The 16,046-nt window shown below is 70.2% G+C and carries 17 protein-coding genes and 1 pseudogene; 6 read left to right on the forward strand and 12 right to left on the reverse strand.

The features are described 5' to 3' along the window. Positions 1 to 20: 20 nt before the first annotated feature. From ABSY19_RS06895 to ABSY19_RS06905, 3 genes and pseudogenes are all read left to right on the forward strand, one after another. Positions 21 to 359 (forward strand): annotated as a pseudogene (locus ABSY19_RS06895) (catalase HPII); the annotation flags it as partial. Between the two features lie 291 nt (positions 360 to 650). Then, positions 651 to 1,394, forward strand: coding sequence for an ABC transporter substrate-binding protein (locus tag ABSY19_RS06900; RefSeq protein WP_382163717.1), 744 nt, complete (start codon positions 651 to 653; stop codon positions 1,392 to 1,394). Continuing rightward, the gene (locus ABSY19_RS06905; RefSeq protein WP_382160522.1) at positions 1,391 to 1,966 is read left to right on the forward strand and encodes a mechanosensitive ion channel domain-containing protein; all 576 of its coding nucleotides are present in this window, start codon (positions 1,391 to 1,393) and stop codon (positions 1,964 to 1,966) included. The genes ABSY19_RS06900 and ABSY19_RS06905 overlap by 4 nt, the downstream gene beginning before the upstream one ends. Positions 1,967 to 1,973: 7 nt before the next feature. Here the strand turns inward: ABSY19_RS06905 and ABSY19_RS06910 are convergent, their stop codons facing one another. The 6 genes from ABSY19_RS06910 to ABSY19_RS06935 are packed head-to-tail and all read right to left on the reverse strand — an operon-like array spanning position 1,974 to position 7,452. Beyond that, positions 1,974 to 2,933, reverse strand: coding sequence for a sugar kinase (locus tag ABSY19_RS06910; RefSeq protein ID WP_382160525.1), 960 nt, complete (start codon positions 2,931 to 2,933; stop codon positions 1,974 to 1,976). Then, positions 2,920 to 3,579 carry an RraA family protein gene (locus tag ABSY19_RS06915; protein ID WP_382160527.1) on the reverse strand — a complete coding sequence of 220 codons (660 nt, stop codon included), beginning with the start codon at positions 3,577 to 3,579 and terminating at the stop codon, positions 2,920 to 2,922. Before ABSY19_RS06915 ends, ABSY19_RS06910 begins: the two co-directional genes overlap by 14 nt. A gap of 23 nt (positions 3,580 to 3,602) precedes the next feature. Further along, positions 3,603 to 4,559, reverse strand: coding sequence for a C-terminal binding protein (locus tag ABSY19_RS06920; RefSeq protein WP_382160530.1), 957 nt, complete (start codon positions 4,557 to 4,559; stop codon positions 3,603 to 3,605). Between the two features lie 8 nt (positions 4,560 to 4,567). After that, positions 4,568 to 5,581: a DctP family TRAP transporter solute-binding subunit gene (locus ABSY19_RS06925; protein WP_382160533.1), complete on the reverse strand. Its 1,014-nt coding sequence runs from the start codon at positions 5,579 to 5,581 to the stop codon at positions 4,568 to 4,570. Between the two features lie 31 nt (positions 5,582 to 5,612). Continuing rightward, positions 5,613 to 6,902 carry a TRAP transporter large permease gene (locus tag ABSY19_RS06930; protein WP_382160536.1) on the reverse strand — a complete coding sequence of 430 codons (1,290 nt, stop codon included), beginning with the start codon at positions 6,900 to 6,902 and terminating at the stop codon, positions 5,613 to 5,615. 16 nt (positions 6,903 to 6,918) lie between these two features. After that, complete coding sequence (locus tag ABSY19_RS06935; protein ID WP_382160539.1) at positions 6,919 to 7,452, reverse strand: TRAP transporter small permease; 534 nt, start codon at positions 7,450 to 7,452, stop codon at positions 6,919 to 6,921. Positions 7,453 to 7,565: 113 nt separating this feature from the next. Here ABSY19_RS06935 and ABSY19_RS06940 point away from each other — a divergent pair, with 113 nt between their 5' ends. Together ABSY19_RS06940 and ABSY19_RS06945 are read left to right on the forward strand one after the other, a co-directional pair. Next, positions 7,566 to 8,216, forward strand: coding sequence for a GntR family transcriptional regulator (locus ABSY19_RS06940; protein ID WP_382160542.1), 651 nt, complete (start codon positions 7,566 to 7,568; stop codon positions 8,214 to 8,216). 61 nt (positions 8,217 to 8,277) lie between these two features. Next, positions 8,278 to 8,577, forward strand: coding sequence for a hypothetical protein (locus tag ABSY19_RS06945; protein ID WP_291116509.1), 300 nt, complete (start codon positions 8,278 to 8,280; stop codon positions 8,575 to 8,577). Between the two features lie 3 nt (positions 8,578 to 8,580). Here ABSY19_RS06945 and ABSY19_RS06950 read toward each other — a convergent pair whose 3' ends face one another. The 6 genes from ABSY19_RS06950 to ABSY19_RS06975 form a co-directional block, all read right to left on the reverse strand. Beyond that, positions 8,581 to 9,189 (reverse strand): DNA-3-methyladenine glycosylase I, encoded by a 609-nt coding sequence (locus tag ABSY19_RS06950; RefSeq protein ID WP_382160545.1) that lies wholly within the window; start codon positions 9,187 to 9,189, stop codon positions 8,581 to 8,583. 17 nt (positions 9,190 to 9,206) lie between these two features. After that, on the reverse strand, positions 9,207 to 10,328 hold the full coding sequence (locus ABSY19_RS06955) for an MBL fold metallo-hydrolase (RefSeq protein WP_382160548.1): 1,122 nt from the start codon (positions 10,326 to 10,328) through the stop codon (positions 9,207 to 9,209). Positions 10,329 to 10,410: 82 nt separating this feature from the next. Continuing rightward, positions 10,411 to 11,403, reverse strand: a complete 993-nt coding sequence (locus tag ABSY19_RS06960) for a tripartite tricarboxylate transporter substrate-binding protein (protein ID WP_382160551.1) — start codon at positions 11,401 to 11,403, stop codon at positions 10,411 to 10,413. A 44-nt stretch (positions 11,404 to 11,447) separates the two neighbouring features. After that, positions 11,448 to 12,554: a porin gene (locus ABSY19_RS06965; protein ID WP_382160554.1), complete on the reverse strand. Its 1,107-nt coding sequence runs from the start codon at positions 12,552 to 12,554 to the stop codon at positions 11,448 to 11,450. A 34-nt stretch (positions 12,555 to 12,588) separates the two neighbouring features. Continuing rightward, positions 12,589 to 13,596 (reverse strand): PDR/VanB family oxidoreductase, encoded by a 1,008-nt coding sequence (locus ABSY19_RS06970; RefSeq protein ID WP_382160557.1) that lies wholly within the window; start codon positions 13,594 to 13,596, stop codon positions 12,589 to 12,591. Continuing rightward, positions 13,593 to 14,933: a Rieske 2Fe-2S domain-containing protein gene (locus tag ABSY19_RS06975; RefSeq protein WP_382160560.1), complete on the reverse strand. Its 1,341-nt coding sequence runs from the start codon at positions 14,931 to 14,933 to the stop codon at positions 13,593 to 13,595. Before ABSY19_RS06975 ends, ABSY19_RS06970 begins: the two co-directional genes overlap by 4 nt. A gap of 122 nt (positions 14,934 to 15,055) precedes the next feature. On the opposite strand from ABSY19_RS06975, the gene ABSY19_RS06980 reads away from it, so the two are divergent. Beyond that, a complete protein-coding gene (locus ABSY19_RS06980) occupies positions 15,056 to 16,018 on the forward strand; it encodes a LysR substrate-binding domain-containing protein (protein WP_382160562.1) in 963 nt (320 codons plus the stop codon). Positions 16,019 to 16,046 lie beyond the last annotated feature (28 nt).

Here is a 16,046-nt window from a genome sequence, read left to right on the forward strand (position 1 = left end):
CATTTGCCCGGCTGGCGGGTATGGCTCAGCTCCCGCCCTCCCTCCAACACGCCGTGCTGGCCGGCGATCCCTCGATCCGGGCCCGCAAGGTGGCCATCTTGGTCGCGCACGGCATCGTCGGCAAAAGCGCCGTGGGTCTGCACGCCACCTTGCTGGCCCTCGGCGCCCAGCCCTGTTTCGTGGCACCCCGGATCGGCCCGGTGAAGACCGTGGACGGGGTGTTCGTCGACGCGGAGGCTTCGCTGCAGAACGAACCCGGCTTCCTGTTCGACGCGCTGGCCCTGCCCGACGGCGACGAAGGCGTGCAGGCCCTCGCGCGCGACACCCACACGCTGGACTTCATCCGCGACCAGCACCGCAGCGGCAAGGCCATCCTGGCCATGCCCGCTTCCCGCGCGCTGCTCGAAGCGGCGGGCGTGTCCCCGACCCTGCCGTCGGGGCAGGCGGACCCGGGGCTGGTCGTCGGCCACGACGCCACGGCCTTCGTCCAGGCCATCGTGCGCGACCGGCATCCCGGCCGCCACATCGAGCCGCCGTCCCCTGACGCCATCCCGGTGACCCGGGAGGGCCGTTACCATGGTCATCCTTTGCCGCGGGCCCGAAGCCACGCGACAAGCCATGGACGTTCACCCGCCTTCCCCCTCATCGCCATGACCGCTCCCCTCCCCCCATCCCATACCTTCGCGCCCACCGGCCGCCTGCGCGCCTCCATCAACCTGGGCAACCCCATCCTCGCCAACCGCAACCCCGCCACCGGGCAGCCGTTCGGCGTCTCGGTGGACCTCGCGCAGCGCCTGGCGCAGCGGCTCGGCGTCGGGATCGAGCTGGTGGTGTTCGACACGGCCGGCCAATCGGTCGAGGCGGTGAGGAACGGCGCGGCCGACGTCGGCTTCTTCGCCATCGACCCGCTGCGCGGCGAGGGCATCGCCTTCACCGCGCCCTACGTGCTGATCGAAGGCAGCTACCTGGTGCGCCAAGAATCCCCCCTGCAGAGCAACCACGAGGTGGACCTGCCGGGCACGCGGGTGACCGTGGGCAAGGGCAGTGCCTACGACCTGTTTCTCTCGCGCGAGCTGCGGCAGGCCGAGATCGTGCGGGTGGCCAGCTCGCAGGCCGTGGTCGACGAGTTCGTGCGCCAGGGGCTGGACGTGGCCGCCGGCGTGCGGCAACAGCTGGAGCACGACCAGCGGCGCCACCCCGGCCTGCGGCTGCTGCCCGGCCGCTTCATGGTGATCCAGCAGGCCATGGGCCTGCCCAAGGACCGCGGCGCCGACGCGGCGCGTTACCTGCACGATTTCGTGGAAGACATGAAGTCGTCGGGCTTCGTGGCCGCCGCCTTGAACCAGCACCACATCCAGGGCGCCTCGGTGGCCCCCGCCGCCACCGCCCCATGAAAGACTTTCTCCCCGCCTACGCCCACCCCTTCATCGACGTCATCACCATCGCGCTGCAGATGGCGCTGATCGTCTTCGTGGCGCTGCTGCTGCGCTCGCTGCTGCACCGCCTCATCACCCGCGTGGGGGAGGACAAGCGGCTGCCCCTGGAGCTGGTGATCGGGGGCCGGCGCGTGGTCACCTTCCTGCTGTTCGGCGCCGCCCTGCTGCTGGTGCTGGACCGCGTGGGCGTCTCCGGCATGGTGATCTGGACCGCCTTCACCGGCTTCGCCGCCGTGGGCGCCATCGCCTTCTTCGCGGCCTGGAGCGTGCTCTCCAACATCTTCTGCGCGGTGCTGATCTTCACCTCGCGCCCGTTCGGCCTGCGCGACCGCATCGAGCTGCTCGAAGGCGGCGACAAGCCCGGCCTGGCCGGCGAGGTGATGGACATCAACCTGATCTACACCACGCTGCGCGAAGACACCGCCGAGGGCGCGGAGCCCTCCTACCTGCGCGTGCCCAACAGCCTGTTCTTCCAGCGCACCACGCGCCTGCGCACGCGCGAGTCGGTGGTGCGTTCGCTGCTGGACTGAGCGGCGCTCAGGGCCGGTCGGCCGCGAGCACCTCGCGCACGCGCGCGGCGTGCGGAATCGGCGCCACCGCGCCATAACCCTCGGTGGAGAGCGCGGCCACCGTGGCGGCGTAGCGCCCGGCGGTGGGCAGGTCATCACCGGCCACCAGGCGCGCCACGAAAGCCCCACCGAAGGCATCGCCCGCGCCGGTGGCGTCCACCGGCTGGCAGCGCGCGGGCGCGATGCGGTGGCGTTCGCTGGCCGTGGCCACGATCGCGCCCTGCTCGCCCATCTTGAGCGCCACCGTCTTCGCGCCCAGGCGCAGGCAGTGGTCCACCAGCGCGTCGGGCTCGCGCAGGCCGGTGATGGCGACCACGTCGTCGTAGCTCGGCAGGCAGATGTCGCTCAGGCCGATCACGTCCGTCATGACGGCGCGCGCGCGCTCGACCGACCACAGCTTGAGCCGCAGGTTGGTGTCGAACGACACCCAGGCCCCGGCGGCGCGCGCGCATTCGATGGCGGCGTAACCGGCGTCGCAGGCGCTCGGCGAAATCGCCAGCGAGATGCCCGAGAGGTGCAGCACGCGTGCCGTCGTGATCGGCGCGCGCGGCAGCGTGGCCGGCGTGAGCCGGCTCGCGGCCGAGCCGCTGCGGAAGAAGCTGAAGTGGTGGCCCTGGTCGTTGTGGGTGACGAAGTAGATGGCGCTGAAGGCCGCCGGGTCGCTGAGCACGTGGCTGTGGTCCACGCCCTCCTCGTCCCACAGGCGGCGCAGCAGGGCGCCGTAGGGGTCGTCGCCGAGCGCGCTCACGTAGGCCACGCGCGCGCCCTGGCGGGCGGCGGCGATGGCGAAGTTGGAGGTGTCGCCGCCGAAGCCCTGCAGGTAGCTGCGCCCGCCGTTCTCCCCGGTCTGGTTGAACTCGACCATGGCCTCGCCGAAGGCCACGATCTGCGCGGCCCCGGCGCGGCGCGGCGCCTCAGATGCGGCCATATTTGGCCAGCCCCTTGCGCAGCGACTTCTCGGCCATGATGAGCTTGGCCTGCTCCAGTTCGCGTTCGTCGATCTCGCGCGAGGCGGCCAGCACCTCGGCGGCCCGCGCGCGCGGCACCACGACCACGCCGTCCACGTCGCCCACCACGATGTCGCCCGGGTGCACCACGATGCCGCCCACGCGCACCGGCACCTGCGAGGCCACCGTGCGGAAGCGGCCGAGCGTGGTGCCGGGGCTCACGTCGCGGGCGTACACCGGGAAGCCGTAGTCGCGCCGGATCTCGGTGAGGTCGCGCACGCCGCCATCGAGCACCGCACCCGCATGGCCGTTGGCCACGGCACCGGCCGTCATGAGGCCGCCCCACACCGCCACGTCGGGCTGGCCGCCGTCGATGGAGATCACGATCACGCTGCCCGGTTCGGCTTCGTCGATCAGGTCCAGCGCGTGCTGGGGCGGCACGAACTCATCGGTCGCCGATTCGAGCACGGTGGCGGCCGGGCCGCAGAGGCGCTTGTCGTTGATGCGCGGCTTGATGGGCGTGTCCATGTAGCCGCGCTGGCCGCAGACCTTGTCCACCGCGTCGGCCACCGAGGCCACGGCCACCTGGTTGAAGCCGTCGACCAGCTCCTTCAATTCCTTGTTCATCGTTTCTCCGTTCCATCAAAAAATCACCAGCGGTTGAGCCAGTGCAAGGGCTGTTCTCCGCGCAGGACGCGCACCGCCTCCTGCGCCGTCTTGAGCTGCAGCTCGCGCATGGCCTCTTCGCTGTACCAGCCCATGTGGTTGGTCACCACCACGTTGTCCAGGCCGAACAGCGGGTGCGCGCCCGGGGGTTCCTGCTCGAACACGTCCAGCCCCGCGCCCAGGATGCGGCGCTCGCGCAAGGCCTCGTACAGCGCCTGCGTGTCCACCAGGCCGCCGCGCGCCGTGTTCACCAGGAGGGCGGTGGGCCGCATGAGCGCGATGCGCCGCGCGTCCACCATGTGTTTCGTGTGCGCGTTCAGCGGCGCGTGCAGCGAGATCACGTCGGCCTCGGCGAACAAGGTGTCGAGGTCGGTGCGTTCCACGCCCGGGGGCATGTCGGTCTTGGGGTCGTGCACCAGCACGCGGCCGAAACCGAAACCCGCGAGTTTCTCCAGCGTCATGCGCGCGATGCGGCCGAAGCCCACCAGGCCCAGCGTGCGCCCGCGCAGCCGGAACATGGGCTGCAGGACGCCGGTGGACCAGCGGCCCGCGCGCACCTCGGCGTCGTGCAGGCCGATGCGGCGCGAGACCGCCAGCGCCAGCGCCACGGCCTGCGAGCTGACCTCGTCGGTGCCGTAGTCCGGCACGTTGGCCACCATGATCCCGCGCTCGCGCGCGGCGGCCTGGTCGATGTTGTCCACACCGATGCCGTAGCGGATCACCGCGCGGCAGCGGGTCATGGCGTCGATCACCCGGCGCGACACCGGCGACTCGCGCACCAGCACCACGTCGGCGTCCACCACCGAGGCCGCCGCCGCGTCTTCGTCGCGGCGGCAGGGGCGCACCTCGAAGCGCGCGCCCTCGGCGCCCAGCAGGGCCTCTTCCTGGTCGTAGGCGGCGTAGCCGTCGTCCAGGGCCACCACCAGGCGGTCTTGCGTCACCCCGTCGCTCACTTGGCGGCAGCGGCTTGCAGCAGCTTCTCGGTCCACTCCTTGCTCACCTCGGCTTCGAGGTAGGCGCGCACCGGCGGCTGGGCCACCTTGCGGAAGCGGTCGATCTCGGCCGGGCTGAGTTCGGTCACCGTCATGCCCTTCTCGCTCAGCACCTTCTTGGCCGAAAGGTCCTGCGCGCGCGTCATGTCGCGGTGGATCTTCTTGGCGATGTCCACGCCCTCGGTCACGGCCTTCTTCTCAGTGGCGCTCAGGCCGTTGAAGAAGCGCTCGCTGACCATGTAGGCGTGCAGGCTGTAGACGTGGCCGTCCAGCGTGATGTGTTTCTGGTGCTGGAACAGGCTGGCGGCCATGATGTTGGTGACACCGTTTTCCTGGCCGTCGGCCGTGCCCTGCGCGAGCGCGGCGGGCAGTTCGCCCCAGTCGATCGCGGTGGGGCTCGCGCCCAGCGACTCGACCAGCTTCACGAACACCGGGCTGGGCTGCACGCGGATCTTCAGGCCCTTCATGTCCTCGGGGGTCTTGATGGCGCGCTTGCTGTTGGTGAAGTGGCGGATGCCGTTGTCGGCGTAGGCCATGAGGCGGATGCCGGTGCGCTTGCGCATGTCCTCGGCCAGCTCCTGGCCGAACTTGCCGTCGAGCACGGCGTAGGCGTGCGCATGGTCGTTGAACAGGAAGGGCAGGCCGAAGATGTTGAAGGTCTTGTAGACGCCGGGGATGCCGCCGTCGTGCACCACGGCGAGTTCGACCGTGCCCAGGCGCAGGCCTTCCATGACCTGCTGCGCCGGGCCCAGCTGGCCGGCAGGGTACAGCTCGACCTTGAGCGAGCCGTTGGTGGCTTTTTCCACGTGGTCCTTGAACGCGAGCGCGGCGGCGTGCTTGGGCTGGTCGTTGCCGGCCGGCTGGTAATGCGTGTACTTCAGCACCTTCTGCGCGAACGCGGGGCCGGCGCCGAGCGCCAGCAGGGAGGCGGCGGCCACGGCCGCCAGGAAGTGCTTGCGATGAATCTTCACGGGAAGTCTCCTTCTAGGGTGGTTCTGAGGGTCAGTGTTGGTAGCCGAGCACGCCGGGCAACCAGGTGGAAAACGCGGGAACGAAAGTGAGCAGCATCAGCACGCCGAACAGCGCGACCAGCATGGGCACCATCTCGCGCACCATGGGGCCCATGCGCACGCCCGAGACGGCGGAGGTGACGAACAGCAGCCCGCCCACGGGCGGCGTGACCATGCCCAGCGTGAGGTTCACGATGACCACGATGGCGAAATGCAGGGAGTTCAGCCCGGCCGCCTCGGCCAAGGGGCCGAGGATGGGCACCATGATCATCACGCCCGGCAGCGGCTCGATGAAGATGCCCACGAGCAGCAGCAGCACGTTGATGGCGATCAGCAGCTCGATCGGCGAGAGCGCCATGCCGGCGATCCACGCGGCCATGGTCTGCGGGATCTGGCCCACGGTGAGCACCCAGGCGAACACCGCCGAGGTGGCGACGATGAACAGGATGGAGGCCGTCATCAGCGCCGAGCGGAACAGGATGGCGGGCAGCATGTTCCATTGCAGCGTGCCGTAGACGAAGCGGCCCACCAGCAGCGCATACAGCACGGCGGCGGCCGATGCCTCGGTGGGCGTGAAGATGCCCAGGTGAATGCCGCCCAGGATGATCACCGGCAGCATCAGCGCCGGCAGCGCGCGCCAGAACAGGCGCAGCAGCGGTGCCGGGTCGAGCAGCTCGGGCGAGGAGCGGTAGCCGCGCCGCACGCTCACGATGTGGTTCACCACCATCAGCGAGAGCGCGATCAGGAAGCCCGGCACCACGCCGGCCAGGAACAGGCCGGTGATGCTCACGCTGTTGTCGGTCATCGCGTAGACGATCATGATGATCGAGGGCGGGATGATGGGGCCGACGATGGCGGTGCTCGCGGTGAGCGCGGCGGCATACGAATCCTTGTAGCCCGCCTTGCGCATCATCTTGATGAGCATGGCGCCCGGGCCCGCCGCGTCGGCCAGCGCGGAGCCGCTGATGCCCGAGAAGAAGGTGAGCGTGAGGATGTTGGCGTGGCCCAGGCCGCCGCGGCGCATGCCCACCAGGCGCGCGGCGAACTTGAGCAGCACGTCGGTGAGCGCGCCGCCCGTCATGAGCTCGGCGGCGAGGATGAAGAAGGGGATCGCCATCAGCGGGAAGCTGTCGAGCCCGCTGAAGAGGTTCTGCATCACCACCAGCGAGGACAGGCCGGGCTTGAGCCAGACCGCCACCAGACCGGCGATGAGCATCGCGAAGGCAATGGGTGCGCCGATCACCATCAGCGCCAGAAAGACCAGACCGAGAACCGTCGTCATCGCAGGCCCTCCGGGTTCACAGGGCCTGCGGGTCGAAGCCTTCGACCCGGTCCCACTCGCCCAGCACGATCCACTGCCGCGCCACCATCGCCAGGTGCACCAGCATCAGCGCCGCGCCCAGCGGCAGCGCGAGGTACACCTTGCCCAGCGACCAGCCCAGCACCGGCGATTCCTGGTACCAGGCGAACTCCACGTACTCGATGCCCAGCCAGACCAGCGTCAGCAGTGTGGCCGCGACGATGGCCACGATGAGCACGCGCAGCAGCCGCGCCATGGGCAGCGGCACCGAGGCCTGCAGCGTGTCGATGGCGATGTGGCCGCCCACGCGCAGCGCGGGGCCGGCGCCGATGAAGGCGGCCCAGATCATCATGTAGCGCGTGGCCTCTTCGACCCAGGTGAAGGAGTGGCTGAAGGCATAACGCGCGAACACGTTGCCGATCACCAGCGCGGCCATCACCCCCAACAGCACGATGAGCACCCAGCGGTTGGCGGCGAGAAAGGCGCGCGCCAGCGGGTGCGCGGGGAAAGATGGGGAAGGCGGGGAACTCACGTGAATGTCTCCGGGTTGCTCAGCTTGACGTGTCGGCCGCCATGGTATCTGATATCTCAGATGTTAAATCAGCAATAACCCTATACTCCTCGCCACACGAGACCGACCAACCCATGAACACCGCCCTGGAACTGCAACGCCCCCGACTGCTCACCGACGTGGTCGCCGAGCGGCTGCGCGAGGCCATCGTCAAAGGCGACCTCAAGCTCGGCGAACAGGTGTCGGAAGCCCAGCTGGCCCAGCGCATGGGCGTGAGCAAGACGCCGGTGCGCGAGGCCTTGCTGCGGCTCAAGAGCGAGGGCCTGGTGGAGATCCACCCGCAGCGCGGCACCTTCGTCTTCACGCTCTCGCCGCAGGAGCTGTCGCATCTGCTGCAGTTCCGCGCGATGGTGGAGACCGAGGCGCTGCGCGAGGCCATGCAGTCCCATCCGCGCGAGCTGCTGCAGCGCATGGCGCAGTGCGTGAAGGAAATGAAGACCGCCGAGCGCGCGAAGGACCTGCCCGCGCTCGCCCGCATCGACATGAGCTTTCACCAGGCCTTCTTCGAGAGCTGCGACAACCATTACCTGCGCGCCAGCTACGAGCTGCTGCGTTACCAGCTCACCGCGCTGCGCCACCGCTCGCCCATCACCAACGCGGTCTCCAGCCACCAGGTGCTGGTGGACGCGGTGGAAGACCACGACGCCACGAAGGCCTGCGCCCTGCTGCGCGGCCACGTGCTGGAAAACGAACCGCGCTACCTGCTGGCCTGCGGCATCGCCTGAGGGGCAGCGCGGGCGGCGGGCCTTCAGTACAATCGCCGACCCCTCACCCCGCGCTTACCCCATGCAGTATTCCGTTTCGCACCACAAGCTCAAGCTCATCCTGGCCGCGCATGGCCTCAAGCCGGGCGATGCCGGCGGCATCGACGCGCTGTTCGGCGGCAAGGATGGCTACTACTGGTTCGGCACCGTGCGCGATCTCTGCCCCGAGGGCAAGACCCTGTCGTGGGAGAACCAGTACGCCATGGTCAACGCGATCCAGGCGCACGAAAACGCCACGGCCGAAGAGGACGAGATGAAGCCCCAGGTGCCCAGCGCGGCCAACATCGCGGCGCTCTCCAAGCTGCTGGCCGACCCGCTCTGAGGCCTAACGCGGCCGCTTGAAGCGCAGGCGCGCCTGCGAGGCCTGCGCGCGCATCACGCAGGCCTCGGCGTGGTCGTTGATCAGACCCATGGCCTGCATGAAGGCGAACACCGTGGTCGGGCCGACGAAGGCCCAGCCGAGTTTCTTCAGGTCTTTCGACAGGCGCACGGAGGCGTCCGACGTGGACACGGTCTGTGGCGCGCCCAGGTCCGCCTCGTCGGGTTCGTAGCGCCAGAAGAACGCCGCCAGCGAGCCTTCGGCCTTCACCATCTCCTGCGCGCGCCGCGCGTTGTTGATGACCGCCTCGATCTTGCCGCGGTGTCGCACGATGCCCTCGTCGCCCAGCAGGCGCTCCACGTCCCGGGCCGTGAAGCGGGCGACGCGGTGAAAGTCGAAACCGTGGAAGGCGGCGCGGAAGTTCTCGCGCTTGGCGAGGATGGTGCGCCAGCTCAGGCCGGACTGGAAACTCTCCAGGCACAGCTTCTCGAACAGCCGGCGGTCGTCGTCGACGGGGAAGCCCCACTCCCGGTCGTGGTACGCGAAGAACTCGGGCGCGGCGGCGCACCAGCGGCAGCGAGGTTGGCCATCGGGGCCGGCAACGGTGGTGTTCATGCAAGGTCTTTCTTCATTCAATCCAGGGGCCAGGGCAGGTCGCGCTGCAGGGCCGCTGGACCATCGGGCGCCTTCGGGGCTTCGTGGCCGGCGTCCAGCGAGCGCCACCAGGGCGTCACCACCTCGAGCGCGGCCGGCTCCACCGCCTCACCCAGCCGGGGCATGAGCAAGGGCGTGCCCTGCCCTTGCGCCAAGGCCAGCAAGGTCTCCACCGGTTCGTCCCAGGCGTGCATGGCCAGGCTGAAGGTGCCCCAGTGCACCGGCAGCAGGGCCCCGCCACCCAGCAGCGCGTGCGCCTTCAGGGCGTTGGCCGGCCCCAGGTGGATGTCGCCCCAGGCCGGGTGGAAGGCACCCACCTCCAGCATCACCAGATCGAACGGCCCGAGGCGCTCGCGGATGGTGGCGTACTCCGTGGTCAGGCCGGTGTCGCCGCTGAAGAAGACGCGGTGCCGCTCGCTGGCGATCACCATCGACGACCACAGCGTGGCGTTGCGGTCCTTGAAGCTGCGGCCGGAGAAGTGCTGCGAAGGCGCCGCCGTGATCGTGATGCCGGTGCCGGGCACGCGGTGGCTGTCCCACCAGTCCAGCTCGGTGATGCGCTCGGCCGCCACGCCCCAGGCCTGCAGGTGCGCGCCCACGCCCAGCGAGGTGACGAAGGGCACGCGGCTGTGCCGCGCGAGCGCGCGGATGGTGGGGTAGTCCAGGTGGTCGTAGTGGTCGTGCGAGATCACCACCACGTCCACCTCGGGCATCTCGCGCAGCCGCAGCGGCACGGGCTGGAAACGCTTGGGGCCGAGCAGGCGGAACGGCGAGGCGCGCGTGCCCCACACCGGGTCGGTCAGCACGCGGTGGCCGTCGATCTCGATCAGCACCGTGGAATGCCCCAGCCAGGTGGCGCGCAGGCCGCTCTGGGCCGGGCGGCCCCAGCGCTCGCGCGGGTCCAGCGAGGGCAGTGCCACGCCGGGCAGTCGCCGGTCGCCCGCGCTCAGGAACTCCTTGAGCGTGGGCCGGGGCACGGTGGGGTCGCGCAGCCCGGGCAGCACCGGGTGCAGGTTGCGAAAGCCCGTGCCGTCCCACAGGGGCGAAGCGCGCATGCGCTCCAGGCGCTCGCCCTGCGCCCGTTTGCCAAAACTGTTCATGCCAGCGCTCCTGCGGACGGCGCCCCCCTGCCCGCAGGGAGGATCGCCGCTCGACGCAGTGTAGATCGCGGCGTCCGCGGGGTCACTCGTCCAGCCGGAACCCGAAGGTGCGCGAGACCTCGCGCCAGCCCGCGAGCTCGCTGCGGATCTTCGTGGCCAGCGCGGCGCCGTCCAGCTCGGCGGGCACCAGCGCCAGCCTGGCGAAGCTCTCCTTCACGGCCGGCGTGCGCAAGGCGGCGCGCACGACGGTGGACATGCGGTCGATGTGCGGCGCCGGGGTGCCGGGCCTGGCGAACATGCCGATCCATTCGGAACCCAGCACCTCGGGCATGCCCTGCTCCAGGAAGGTGGGCACCTCCGGCACGAAGCCGCTGCGCTCGCGGGCCGTCACCCCCAGCACGCGCAGCTTGCCCCCGCTCAGGTGCGGCAGCATGTCGGTGATGGGGTTGATGACCGCGGGGATCTGGCCACCCAGCAGGTCGGCGATGGCCGGCGCCGAGCCCCGGTAGGGCACGTGCTGCAGCGGGAGGCCCGACGACTTCTGCAGCAGGTAGGTCAGGAAATGGGTGATGTTGCCCGCGGCCGGCGAACCCACGTTCAGGGCCGTGGGGTTGGCCCTGAGCCAGGCCACGAAGGCCTTCACATCGCCGACCTGCGCGGGCACGGCCGGCCCCACCGCCAGCGCCAGCGGCACGGTGGCGATCTGGGCCACCGGCACCAGGTCCTTGACCGGGTCGTAGCTGAGCCGGGTGTACACGTGGGGGTAGATGACGATCATCGACCCCGGCGTCACCAGCCACTGGCTGCCATCGGCCGGGCCGTGGCGCAGGGTGTCGATGGCGATGCGCCCGCCGGCACCGGCCTTGTTCTCCACCACCGCGGTGTCGGCGGCCACGCCGCGGACGAACTCGGCGATGCGCCGGGCCACCACGTCGATCGCGCCGCCCGCGGGAAAGCCCGCCAGCAGCTTCACGACGCCGGGCAGCCGGTCCGAGGCCCGCGCGTGGTGGACAGGAAGGGTGGTCGCGGCAAGGCCCGCGATGAAGCGCCGTCGGTTGGTGTGCATCTCGTTCATGGGGATCTTCTCGTTCGGGGTTCGATGAAAACGTGCCGTGGGTTTCAGAAGCTGTGGCGCATGCCCAGCATGAAACCGGTCTGACCGCGCCCGGCCAGCGGCGCGGCGCTGGCCAGCTCGCCCGCGGAAATCGAATAGGCCGCCAGGCGGTCGTTGGACACCCGGCCCAACAACGCATAGGCCGAGGTGCGCCGGCTCAGCGCGTAGTTGCCGCGCAGCACGAGCATGCGGGCGTTCGCGTCGGGCCGCTCGTCGCGCAGCTGCAGCACCTGCGCGTCCACGCTCCAGGCGCCGGACAGGGGTACGTTGGCGCCGACGAACACGAGGTCGGTGGACAGCGGGGTCGGCGAGGCCCGCAGCCGGCGCTGGATCCAGCCGGCGCCGATCTTCGCGCTGCCCAGCCTGGCGTAGCCGGTGAGAAGGGTGCGGCGGTCCTGGTTGCCGGCGGCCGGCAGCGTGCCGGGAGGCTGCCCGAAGAAGTTGCCCGCGGCGCCCCCCTTCTGCAGGTCGTGCGCCAGCGCCACACCCCAGCGGGGTGCGTCGTACTTCACCATGGCCGACCAGGCGCGGCACTCGCGCGCCGTGTTCTCGCCCGCGCAGTTGGCCGGCGCCAGGGCATCGCGCCCCAGCGAATAGGTGGCACCGACCGTGAGCGCGCCGAAGCTGCCCCGGTAGGCGATCGCGTTGTCGGTGCGGGCGTTGGGCAGGTAAGGGTCCAGCGCGGCCGAGCCGAACACCGCCGGGCCCACCACGTCGGCGTCGAGCATCGAATGGAAGCTCATGGTCCAGTGGCGCCCCAGGGTCAGCGTGCCCCAGGGCGCGGAGAGGCCCACGAAGGCCTGGCGGCCGAAAGCCCGCCCGCCCTGCAGGGCCGTGCCGTTGTCCACGCCGAAGCCGGACTCGAGCGTGAACACCGCCTTGAGGCCGCCGCCCAGTTCCTCGTTGCCGCGCAGCCCCCAGCGCGAGGGCAGCTGCCCACCACTGAGCGAGGGCATGCGGGTCACGCTGGCGCCGGACGCACCCACGTTGCTGAGGTGCTCCACGCCGGTGTCGAGCACCCCGTAGAGCTGCACGCCGCCGGGCGTGGGTGCTTGCGCGTGGGCGCCGGTCAGCGCGCCCAGCAGGGCCGCCAGGGTGAGGCTGGTTTTCATGGGGTGTCTCCTCGTTGTGGGGAAAGGGTTGGACTCAGAGGTCCAGGGTGAGAAACGGGCCGCGCGCGCGCGAGACGCAAAGCGCGATGCAGTCGCCTTGCGCTTTTTCGGTGTCGGTCAGGAAGCCGTCGCGGTGGTCGACCTCGCCCTCCAGCACGGGGGTGACGCAGGTGCCGCAGATGCCTTGTTCGCACGCGGTCTCGACGGCCACGCCCTGCTCGCGCAGCGCGTCCACGATGGTCATGTGCGCCGGCACGGTCACCGTGCGGGCACCGCGCGCGAGGCGGACCTCGAACGCGCTGTCGGCGGCCTCCGAGGCGGTGGTGGGCGCGGCGAAATGCTCCAGGTGCACCTGGCCGGGCGGCCAGTGGCGCGCCGCCACCGCGAGCACCGTGTCCATGAAACCGGCCGGTCCGCACAGATAGAGGTGGGCGCCCGCAGGCGGCCTGGACAGCGCGCGTTCCAGCTGCTCGCGCACCGCCTCGGGTGGCAGGCCGCACCAGAGCCGGCAGTGGGCCGAAAAAGGATCGGACGCCAGCAGCTCCCGGTAGGCCGCGTGCTCCGCGGCGCGCACGAAATGCAGCAGCTCGAACGGCTTGCCACCGGCCTGCAGGTGGCGCGCCATGCTCAACAGCGGCGTGATGCCGATGCCGCCGGCGACCAGCACGCTGTGCGCCGCGTCCGTCAGCAGCGGGAAATGGTTGCGGGGCGTGCCGATGTCGAGCACGGTGCCGATGGCCACGGCCTCGTGCAGGAAGCGCGAACCGCCCCGCGAGGCGGCCTCGAGCTTGACCGCCACCGTGTAGCTCGCGCGGTCCCCGCCATCGCCACACAGCGAATACTGGCGCACCAGGCCGGGCTTCAGATGCAGGTCGATGTGCGCACCGGGCGTGTAAGCCGGCAGTTCACCGCCGTCGAGCGCCTCGAGCGTGAGCTCGCGCACGTCCAGCGCCACGCGCCGGGCCGAGCGCACGCGCACGCGGATGATCTCCAGCCCCTGGCGAGCCGGTGCCTGCCGCTCGGCCGCGATGAGCGCGCTCATGCCGCCGCACCGGCGTGCGAACCGGCGGTCTGGGGCGCGAACAGCGTGGCATCGACCGCGTAGCGGGCGCAATACGCTTCCTTGGGCATCGCGTTCGGCAGCTCGCCGGTGACCACCACCATGTCCCGGAAGTCGTTCTCCTGCGCCTGCCGCACCACGCCGCGGGGGTCGCCTCCGGCCTGCACGGTGTCCACGGCTTCGTCGAGCATGCGGCGCGCGCGCACGATGGCGATGTCGGACGACGACAGGTGCTCGTCCCTTTGCTGGTGGACGACGCCCTGCGACTGGGTGATGGCGATGTCGTGCACCGAGAAGCACTGGCCCAGGCCCAGGTACTCCTCGCGCTTCATCGCCTCCCGGTTCTGCGCGTACAGGCCGTCCTTGCGCCGCCACATGCGGTCGCCCTCCTCCTTCTCCGCCTGGTACTGCTTTTCCAGCGCCGCCGTGTCCAGCGACCCACTGCGGTGGAAGATGAACTCCCAGCGCCAGTGGCGCTCGTCGTCGATCGGCACGTCCCACAGCATGGTGAGGCCGCCTTCACCGAGGTAACCCTCGAAGCCGCCCACCGCGCAGGCGTTGGGCATCACGAAGTTGGTGATGCGCAGGGAGCAGCGGTCCGTGCCTTCGATCTGTCGGCGCGTGTACAGGCGAACACCAAAGCGCGTGTCCTCGATCGACAGCTCGGGGCGCGCCTGGTTGGCGAACACGCCCCAGCGCGCCTTCATCTGTTCGTCCGCCAGCTCCAGCTGGTGCAGGTACGAGGTGTGGACCGGGTCGATGTTGCCTTCGCTGGCCTGCAGCCAGTTGCACTCCCCGAGCCAGCGCGTGGTGTAGCAATGCGCCGCGCCGCCCTGCAGCGCCGGGTAGTTCGGGAACAGCGGGGGCTCTCCGGGCCCCATGTAGGCCCAGAACGCGCCCGCGGCCTGGTGCAGCGGATAGGACTTCATCTGGATGCGGTGCCTGGCCGTGGCCGAGGCCTCCGCAGGCTGATCCAGGCAGCGGCCCGCCACGTCGAACAACCAGCCGTGATACGGGCAGCGGATGCCCCCGTCCTCGATGCGACCCAGCGCGAGGTCGGTGCAGCGGTGCGCGCACTTGCGGTCGATCAGGCCCACGCGGTCCTGGTCGTCGCGAAAGAGCACGAGGTCTTCGCCCATGATGCGGATCGGTTGCGGCGGCGCGCCGGCCGGCAGGGACGCCACCAGCGCCACCGGCTGCCAGTAGCGGCGCAGCAACTCGCCGGCGGGGGTGCCGGCGTTGGTCTGGGTGAGGTACTGGTGGCGGTCGGCACCCCGGGGTCTGGCGTGGAGGGTGATGGGCTTCGCGAGCTCGTTCATGGCGGTCAACTCCTGAAATCAGATACAAGTATTTCTGCTAACAGAGTTAATCTAGTTCTATGTCTCGCGCGTTTGAATGGTAGATTCACCGAAACCGGACATCACTTTTTTTCATGGCTCGCATGGACGTCAAACAACTCCAGAATTTCTGCAAGGTGGCCGAGGTGGGCAGCCTCACGGCGGCGGCCCACGGCCTGGGCCTGACGCAGGCCGCGCTCAGCCGGCAGCTCGCGATGCTGGAAGCCGAACTCCAGGTGGCGCTGTTTCGCCGCACCGGCCGGGGCCTGGACCTCACGCCCGCCGGGCGGCGGCTGCTGGAGCAGGCCCACCTGGTGCTGCAGCAGGTGGCGCAGATTCCGCGCGTGGTGCGGGGCGACGGCAAGGCGGCCCGCCTGAGCCTGGCCGTGGGCCTGCCGCCCAGCCTGGCGCGCACCATCGTGGTCCCGCTGGTGGAAGCCTTTCAGAACGACATCCCCGAAGTTGCGATGCGCTCGGTGGACGGCCTCTCGGCCAACCTGATGGACCTGGTCGCCGCGGGCAAGCTGGATTGCGCGGTGGTCTACAACACCGCCCCCACCGACAAGGTGCTGCTCACACCGATCGCCGAGGAAGACCTGTACCTCGTGACGGCCCAGGCCATGGCCGGCGGCACCGAGCCCGGCAGCTCGGTCCCGCTGGCCGACATCGCGCGCCTGCCCCTGATCACCGCGGGCGAGGGCAATGCCATCCACGTCACGCTCTCGGCCGCGCTGGCCCGGCTGGGCAAGACCGCCCAGGTCGTGCACGAGATCGCCAACCTCACGGCCATTCTGGACCTGGTGCGCAACGGCCATGGCTGCTCGGTCATCCCGCTCAGCGGCGTGCACTCCTGCATCGGCGACAAGACCGTGCGCCTGCACCGCATCCGGCGCCCCGCGCTGCGCTGCTCGCTGTTCATGGCGGTGCCCGCCCGCTCCGACGACCCCCTCACCGTGAGCGAACTGGACCTGCTGCGCAAGGTCGTGGTGCGTCAGCTGCGGCAGTTCGACGACGAGGTCGAGGCCTTCATCGCCGAAGGCCGGCGGCAGCATCCAGCGGCGTCCTGAGCGGTCCGTTCGGGGCACAGCGGCCATA

The sequence above is a fragment of the Hydrogenophaga sp. ANAO-22 genome (assembly GCF_042466645.1).
GTDB lineage: Bacteria > Pseudomonadota > Gammaproteobacteria > Burkholderiales > Burkholderiaceae_C > Hydrogenophaga.

Excerpts from the sequence above, each read along its gene's own strand:
- ABSY19_RS06900 (WP_382163717.1), top strand. The coding sequence starts at position 651 with ATGACCGCTCCCCTCCCCCCATCCCATACCTTCGCGCCCACCGGCCGC.
- ABSY19_RS06905 (WP_382160522.1), top strand. The coding sequence starts at position 1,391 with ATGAAAGACTTTCTCCCCGCCTACGCCCACCCCTTCATCGACGTCATC.
- ABSY19_RS06910 (WP_382160525.1), bottom strand. The coding sequence starts at position 2,933 with ATGGCCGCATCTGAGGCGCCGCGCCGCGCCGGGGCCGCGCAGATCGTG.
- ABSY19_RS06915 (WP_382160527.1), bottom strand. The coding sequence starts at position 3,579 with ATGAACAAGGAATTGAAGGAGCTGGTCGACGGCTTCAACCAGGTGGCC.
- ABSY19_RS06930 (WP_382160536.1), bottom strand. The coding sequence starts at position 6,902 with ATGACGACGGTTCTCGGTCTGGTCTTTCTGGCGCTGATGGTGATCGGC.
- ABSY19_RS06940 (WP_382160542.1), top strand. The coding sequence starts at position 7,566 with ATGAACACCGCCCTGGAACTGCAACGCCCCCGACTGCTCACCGACGTG.
- ABSY19_RS06945 (WP_291116509.1), top strand. The coding sequence starts at position 8,278 with ATGCAGTATTCCGTTTCGCACCACAAGCTCAAGCTCATCCTGGCCGCG.
- ABSY19_RS06950 (WP_382160545.1), bottom strand. The coding sequence starts at position 9,189 with ATGAACACCACCGTTGCCGGCCCCGATGGCCAACCTCGCTGCCGCTGG.
- ABSY19_RS06955 (WP_382160548.1), bottom strand. The coding sequence starts at position 10,328 with ATGAACAGTTTTGGCAAACGGGCGCAGGGCGAGCGCCTGGAGCGCATG.
- ABSY19_RS06960 (WP_382160551.1), bottom strand. The coding sequence starts at position 11,403 with ATGAACGAGATGCACACCAACCGACGGCGCTTCATCGCGGGCCTTGCC.
- ABSY19_RS06965 (WP_382160554.1), bottom strand. The coding sequence starts at position 12,554 with ATGAAAACCAGCCTCACCCTGGCGGCCCTGCTGGGCGCGCTGACCGGC.
- ABSY19_RS06970 (WP_382160557.1), bottom strand. The coding sequence starts at position 13,596 with ATGAGCGCGCTCATCGCGGCCGAGCGGCAGGCACCGGCTCGCCAGGGG.
- ABSY19_RS06975 (WP_382160560.1), bottom strand. The coding sequence starts at position 14,933 with ATGAACGAGCTCGCGAAGCCCATCACCCTCCACGCCAGACCCCGGGGT.
- ABSY19_RS06980 (WP_382160562.1), top strand. The coding sequence starts at position 15,056 with ATGGACGTCAAACAACTCCAGAATTTCTGCAAGGTGGCCGAGGTGGGC.